This window comes from Nostoc sp. UCD121 (assembly GCF_014222285.1).
GTDB lineage: Bacteria > Cyanobacteriota > Cyanobacteriia > Cyanobacteriales > Nostocaceae > Nostoc.
Window position 1 is genome coordinate 1 of sequence record NZ_JACKZS010000290.1, and the last position, 7,349, is coordinate 7,349.

A 7,349-nucleotide genomic window follows, 5' to 3' on the forward strand; every position below is an offset into this window, starting at 1 on the left:
TAAATTATATTTTCACTTACAAGCATTGTTAATTGATTCTTGATCTGGCTTAAATACGACTTTTTCAGCAAGCCCTACTTACGTAATTATTTGAGTTACGATAATACTTTCTGTAAAGAAACCAATAATTCGTTGACAGTATAGGGCTTGACCAAAAATGTATTGATACCAACAGCAGCTACAGAACTGAGCTTATTGTCAGACATAAGTCCACTGCTGGCAATAATTCTGACTTTGGGGTTAATTTTTTGCAGGGTACGGATGGCAGTTAAACCATCGAGTGAGGGTAGCATAATATCCATCAGTACGGCACTAATTTTATCCCGGTTTTGAGCGTATAGCGCGATCGCTTCAATGCCATCATTGGCAATTAGGGTTTTGTAGTTATGAGTTTCCAGTGATGTTTTGGTAATCTCAAGAATTGCAACTTCATCATCCACAATCAAAATCAATTCTCCATGTCCCGTCTGTGGTGGCAATTCTTGGGGGATAAATGTTTCCATTCCCTGCACTGCTGGCAAGTAAACCTTAAAGCTAGTGCCGCTTCCCAGTTCGCTATAGACGTTTACAAAACCACCGTGGCTTTTAATGATTCCCAGCACGGTGGAAAGTCCTAGCCCTGTGCCTTTTCCGACATCTTTTGTGGTAAAGAATGGCTCGAAAATTCTATCTAAGATTTCTTTAGGAATCCCAACTCCAGTATCAGAGATAGTAATTACTATGTAAGGCCCCTCTTTGGCTTCCAGGTTCATGCGGGCATAATTTTCGTCAATTAAGAGATTTTCGGCGTAGATGCTCAAACTCCCGCCATTGGGCATTGCATCGCGGGCATTAACGCAGAGGTTCATCAACACTTGATGTAGTTGGGTGCTATCTCCAGAAACCATCCATAAATCTTGCAGTACATCTATGCTGATTTGTATGGATTTGGGAAATGTCTCTTTAAGAATCTTGGCAACTTCCACAATTAGATGTCTGAGTTGCAAAGTGATACGCTTTCCTTCTACACCCCGTGCAAATGACAACACTTGTTTGACTAAATCTGCCCCGCGTCTAGCATTGATTTCCAAAATTTCCAGTAGATGGCGAGTCCGCTCATCTGCATCAGGAAATTTGAGTGGTAAAAGTTGCGCTCCTGCCAGAATAGGTGTCAGGATATTGTTGAGGTCGTGAGCAATGCCACTAGCTAGAGTGCCAATACTTTCCAAGCGTTGGGCGCGAAATAATTGGGCTTCTAAATGTTTTTTATCGGTAATATCTGTATCAACGGTGAGAATCGCTTTAGGCTTTCCTTGTTCGCCGTACACCAAACTCCAACGACTAGCAACCAGGATTTCCTTACCCATTTTAGTCAGTTTAGTTAACTCGCCCTGCCACTTACCTTTACTAGTAGCTTGTAAAAGAGCCGCTTCAATTTCTGGTGAAGGTTCGTCAAATAAAAGCTCAGTAGCATTTTTGCCCCAAGCTTCTGTAGCTTTCCAGCCGTAAAGTGTTTCTGCGCCTTTGTTCCAGAAAATAATTTGATTGTTTAAATCTCGCACGCAAATGGCATCAGTGGTGACATCAAGTAATGCCGCTTGTTCGCGGATTTTTTCCTCTGCCAATTTGCGTTCGCGTAGCGCAGCTTGTCGTTCGCTAATATCAATACTGGCGCATGTGACGCCCACAACTTCTTGCGACTCATTCCGCAATGGCTCAACTGTCAAATCGTAATATCGAGTTGTATCTTTGATTGTAATTGATACTTCCTCTCGCGTTCCTATGCCAGTGGTTAGTACCCCACGTTTAATTGTGGTAAGACATTGAGCATCTTCACCTGGGATAATATCCAAGTCTTGTTTGCCCAATATTTCTTCAACTGTTAATCCAGATGGGGGATTGTAAACCCAAGTGTAGCGTAACTCTATATCTTGGTTGTAGACAAAGATGGGAGAGTTTTTGAGGGCCACCCGAAATCGCTCTTCACTATGGCGCAATGCGTCGTCTGCCCGTTGACGTTCGATGGCATAACGCATAGAACGTACCAGCAAGTCGCCGGTTACTTGCCCTTTCACTAAATAATCCTGCGCTCCTTCTTGCATCGCCCTAATTGCTAGGGTTTCATCGTTTATACCCGTCAGCACAATTATGGGAGTGGCTTTAGCCTGATGGTGAGCGATGACAAAGCTTTCTAGCCCTTGGCTATCTGGCAGCGAAAGGTCTAGCAGAATTACATCAAAAATTTCTTTTGCTAAGTAGTTAATTGCTTCGGAAAGCCGCTCAACGGGTATCAAATCAACTACAACTGTGGTAACTTCTTTTAAAAACTCCTGTAATAAAAAAACATCACCAGGGTTATCTTCTACTAACAAGACTTTAATATTTTTACCTGCCATTTCCACTACTCCGGTGGCAGTTTTACGATCGCAAACCAAAAATTTTCTATTGATTGTACAATTTTAACAAATTGATCGAAATCTACTGGCTTAGTTATATAACAGTTTGCACATAAATTATAGGCTTTGAGGATGTCCTCTTCAGCTTGGGAAGTCGTTAGAACTACTACAGGAATTCGCCTGAGCTTGTCGTCTGCTTTGATTTCCGCCAGTACCTCCCGCCCATCTTTTCTGGGCAGGTTCAAATCGAGCAACACAATATCGGGATGAGCGACTGTGATGTATTGTCCTTGTTTTCGCAAAAATGCCATTGCCTCCACACCATCTTCAACCACGTTTAGATGAATCGATATTTTACTATCTTCTAGGGCGATGCGTGTAAGTTGAGCATCGCCAGGATTGTCTTCTACTAACAAAACCTCAATAGGCATAATCGCTGTTATCATACTCACGATTGTTTACCTGCTCTATCTGGAATTGTGAAGTAGAAAGTCGAGCCTTGACCCGGTTTCGACTCAACCCAGATCCGGCCGCCGTGGCGTTCTATAATTTTTTTACAAATTGCCAGACCAATTCCAGTACCGGGATACTTGTCTCTACCGTGCAAGCGCTGAAAAATTATAAAAATACGTTCAGCATACTGGGATTCTAAACCAATACCATTATCCCTTACCCAGAACAACCATTCATCTGCCAATGGTATAGAATTTAAACTTTCCTCGTCTGAATTTGTATTTGGCTTGGCTACTCCAATGTAAATTTGTGGCTGCTGATTTTGGCAGAATTTGATGGCGTTGCCAATCAGGTTTTGAAATACTTGTGTGAGTTGGGTAGTATCAGCCATAACTTCAGGTAGAGTATCATGAGTGATAATTGCCTGATTATCTGCGATCGCAATTTGGAGATTAGCGATCGCCCGTTGTAAGATTACATCACAATCAACTAATTTAAAGGGCTGTCCACGGGTGCTGACGCGGGAATAGTTCAACAAATCGTTGATTAGGGTCTGCATTCGCCGCGCCCCATCTACTGCGTAGGTGATAAACTGATCGGCATTGGCATCAAGTTGATTTTTGTATCTTCGCTCTAGCAGCTGTAAATAACTTGTTACCATCCGTAACGGCTCTTGCAAGTCATGGGAAGCCACATAAGCAAACTGTTCCAATTCCGCATTAGAACGGACGAGTTCTTGACTTTGCTGGATTTCTTTTTCTAATAGTTGCGCTTGAGATAAAGCAATGCCAATTTGGTTAGCTAGTTGCTTTAACAACTCCGTCTCAAAGTTATTCCACTTTCGAGGTGCGGCACACTGATGAGCCAGCAACAAGCCCCAAATGCTATCTCTGACGAGAATTGGCACTACAAGATTAGCTCTAACAGCAAACTGCTGAAGAAATTCTCGATGGCATGGTTGAATGTGAGCAGCTTCAATATCTTCAATGGCACTGACTCTTCCTTGACGATATCTTTCTATGTATTCTTCTTTAAAGCAGGAGTCAAAAAGATTTTTTCTCAGAATTACGGGCCAACCAGGTAGCACAGCCTCTTGCACTACTGTTCCCGAACCATCAGACTCTAGTCGAAAAATTAAAACTCGGTCAGCTTGTAGTAATTTTTGTACCTCTGTCACCGTGGTTTGAAGAATTTCATCTATTTGTAGAGATTCTCGAATTTTCAGGGTGATTTCTGCAAATAATTGCGATCGCAAATTCTGCCGCTTTAATTCTTCATCTGCCCGCTTGCGATCTGTGATATCTGTATAAGAACCCACCATGCGAACTATATCACCCAATGCGTCCCAAAGTGCCTGTCCTCGATCTAGAATCCATTTATAGCTGCCGTCTTGGCACTGGACTCGATATTCACAGACATAAAACGGTGTTTTCTTGGCAAAGTGGTCTTGGAAGGCTTGAAGTACCCAATCTCGCTCATCGGGGTGGATTAGTTTTTTCCATTCATCCCAACCGTTGCAAACTTCGTGGTCTTTATAACCGAGCATTTCCTTCCACCGAGTTGAGAAGAACACTTCATTAGTCTTAAGATTCCAATCCCAAATGCCATCATTATTACCATGTAATGCTAATTGCCAACGTTCTTCACTTTCTCGTAGTGCTTCTACTGTTCGCCGCCGTTCAGTAATGTCTTGAAAATAAATAGACAAGCCGTCTTTTGCAGGATAAGCATGGACTTGAAGCCAGCAGTTTAGTGGTGGATAAAACTCCTCAAATTCCACACTCACCTGTTCTAAGATTGCCCTGTGATACTCACGGTAAAATGTTGTGCCGATGATTTCTGGAAACACTTCCCAGATGTTTTTACCCAGAAGCTCATTTTGTTTCTTTTGCAACAGCCGTTCTGCTTGACCATTAATGTAGGTGAAGCGCCACTTTTTATCCAGGGCAAAAAACCCATCAGTGATGCTTTCCAGAAGATTATTAATGCGGGTTCTTGCAGCTTCAGACTGGACGCGGGCTGCTTGCTCTTGGGCCATGAGCTTTTCAGTAACTTGAGATACCTCAGTTACATAACGCCTAAGTTCTAGTTGGTCGATTACCAAGCGACTCAGAGCCACAAGCGCCTCCACTTGTTTTTGGCTCAATTCTTTGGGAACTTGGTCAATTACACACAGAGTTCCCAGCATATCTCCCTTGGGAGTAATTAGGGGTACACCTGCATAAAACCGGATGTATGGATAGCCAGTTACTACCGGATTATTTGCCAATTGTTCATCAGCTAGGGTATCAGGAACCACCACAACATTACGCCGCTCTTGGCAAAGGTAAGATAACCCAACACAACGGGGCATTTCTGATACATCTAAACCTACTTTTGCCTTAAACCATTGACGGTTTTCATCAATAAAATTTACCAAAGAGATAGAAGTACCACAAATAAATGCCGCTAACTGAGCAAGATTGTCGTAAGCTTCTTCAGGTTCGGTGTCAAGAATTTGATACTGGCGGAGGGCTTCTAACCGCGCCATTTCTGTATCAATTTGTCCAGCTTTCATTAATTTTTATGACAAATCTAAATGTAATATTTTCAGTCAACAGCATGACTGTCTCAAGAGTAGCTTAACTTTTTTTAACAATTCTTAGTCATTTCCCCGCCTTTGGCTGTTCAGGGAATTCTGTTTCAATTTTGTCGTACTTCTACGGCAGGCGGGTACGCCATCGCACTAATCCTAGTGTAAACAAATTTAGTCTGCATGATGAGATTTAATTGTTGCAGGCTATCTGCTAGTTATTGGTCACTACGTCAAAGGCTGGGGTGAGAAAAATCATGATTTTTTTGATGAAAACCTTAGTTTGACTTCTGAATTCTGCTGTAAGTAAGTTGACGCAAAAAAACTCAAGTCTGTTACGAAATGTAAATAGGCTTAAAACCTTTACTGATGAAGGATGACCAATGACCAATGACAGTTAGCTTTAATTGCGCCAACCTACTTAACTGTTAAACCTCTACCAAAACTGCTTCCCGCAGCTTGGCAATTACATCACTGACATTACCTGTATTCATACGGTAACTCAGAGGGTGGGCAATCAACCGCGCCGTGCTTTCATACAGGGTAGCGATTTCAATTAAACCATTTTCGCGCATAGTCCGCCCTGTAGAAACCAAATCCACGATCGCTTCTGACATTCCAGTAATCGGGCCTAATTCCACTGAACCATACAACGGTACAATTTCCACGGGTAAATCTAGACTGTGGAAATATTCACGAGCGCAATTCACATATTTTGAAGCAACTCTACCATGTGGTGGTAAATCTAAAGGCGATCGGTAAGAACTCGATGCTTTTACCGCCACTGACATCCGACAATACCCAAACTGCAAATCTACCAAGTGGGCAACTTGCGGCTGCTTCTCCCGCAGCACATCGTAACCAACAACACCCAGTTGTGCTTGACCATATTCTACATAAACAGGCACATCCTGCGCCCGCACCAACAAAGCTTTTGCAATTCCCTTAGTATCAGGAATTTGAAGTTGGCGAGTTCCTGAATCTAAAAAAGCGCTAAAATCTAATCCCACAGATTGTAGCAAGCGGATGCTATTTTTAAGGAGTTCCCCTTTTGGTAATGCAACAGTCAGCATTCTTTTTCTTAATATCCTTGGCGTTCTTGCAGTTGAATAATATCTCTATATGCTTACCACAGCAGCATGAGAATTTTATTAGTTGATGATGAAGTTGAACTAACTGAACCCTTGAGTCGCTTGTTGACTCGTGAGGGTTACATTGTCGATGCCGCTTTCGATGGCACAAGTGGCAGCGAATATGCACAAGCAGGCAGTTATGACCTACTAATTTTAGATTGGATGCTGCCAGGAAAAACGGGGTTAGAGATTTGTCAGCAATTGCGACGACAAGGCAAAACCACTCCCGTGCTGTTTCTCACAGCCAAAGATACTTTAGATGACCGCGTACAAGGTTTAGATGCTGGTGCTGATGACTATTTAGTTAAACCTTTTGAACTGCGTGAGTTACTCGCCAGAGTCCGGGCTTTATTGCGTCGTTCTGGTTCCCAAACCTATGAAACCACCATCGGACGTTTAACCGTCGCTGATTTAGAACTCGATTGTGAAAATCAAGTCGCCTATCGCAAAGGAAGAATCATTGAGTTATCGCAAAAAGAAAGTCAGCTGCTGCAATATTTTATGGAACACACTGGACAACTAATGACTCATGCCCAAATTATGGAAAATTTGTGGCAGGAGGAAGAACAACCTAGTAGTAATGTGATTGCAGCATTAATTCGTTTGTTGCGTCGTAAGATTGAGGTAGGTAGAGAAACTGCGCTGATTCACACAGTCTATGGCAAAGGCTATCGTTTCGGTGCTTCTTCTGTGGAGTCAGTTTAGCCGCCTGTTCCCAACTCATCTCCAGAATATTAATTAGGGCTTGCTGGTTAAGACTGAAACCCTTGTATAAATAGTGATTGAAGTCTATAAATCGAACAAAAGTGCAAGGCA

The 7,349-nt window shown here is 42.5% G+C and carries 5 protein-coding genes; 1 reads left to right on the forward strand and 4 read right to left on the reverse strand.

The genetic code is table 11. The features are described from left to right. Window positions 1-95: 95 nt before the first annotated feature. The 4 genes from GNF10_RS33525 to hisG form a co-directional block, all read right to left on the reverse strand. A complete protein-coding gene (locus tag GNF10_RS33525) occupies window positions 96-2,375 on the reverse strand; it encodes a response regulator (RefSeq protein WP_185580501.1) in 2,280 nt (759 codons plus the stop codon). A 5-nt stretch (window positions 2,376-2,380) separates the two neighbouring features. Beyond that, complete coding sequence (locus tag GNF10_RS33530; RefSeq protein ID WP_185580499.1) at window positions 2,381-2,827, reverse strand: response regulator; 447 nt, start codon at window positions 2,825-2,827, stop codon at window positions 2,381-2,383. Continuing rightward, window positions 2,824-5,385 carry a GAF domain-containing protein gene (locus GNF10_RS33535; protein WP_185580498.1) on the reverse strand — a complete coding sequence of 854 codons (2,562 nt, stop codon included), beginning with the start codon at window positions 5,383-5,385 and terminating at the stop codon, window positions 2,824-2,826. The genes GNF10_RS33530 and GNF10_RS33535 overlap by 4 nt, the downstream gene beginning before the upstream one ends. 443 nt (window positions 5,386-5,828) lie before the next feature. Next, window positions 5,829-6,473, reverse strand: a complete 645-nt coding sequence (gene hisG / locus GNF10_RS33540; RefSeq protein WP_185580497.1) for an ATP phosphoribosyltransferase — start codon at window positions 6,471-6,473, stop codon at window positions 5,829-5,831. A 66-nt stretch (window positions 6,474-6,539) separates the two neighbouring features. Here hisG and rppA point away from each other — a divergent pair, with 66 nt between their 5' ends. Continuing rightward, window positions 6,540-7,238, forward strand: a complete 699-nt coding sequence (gene rppA / locus GNF10_RS33545; RefSeq protein ID WP_185580496.1) for a two-component system response regulator RppA — start codon at window positions 6,540-6,542, stop codon at window positions 7,236-7,238. The last annotated feature ends 111 nt before the right edge of the window (window positions 7,239-7,349 follow it).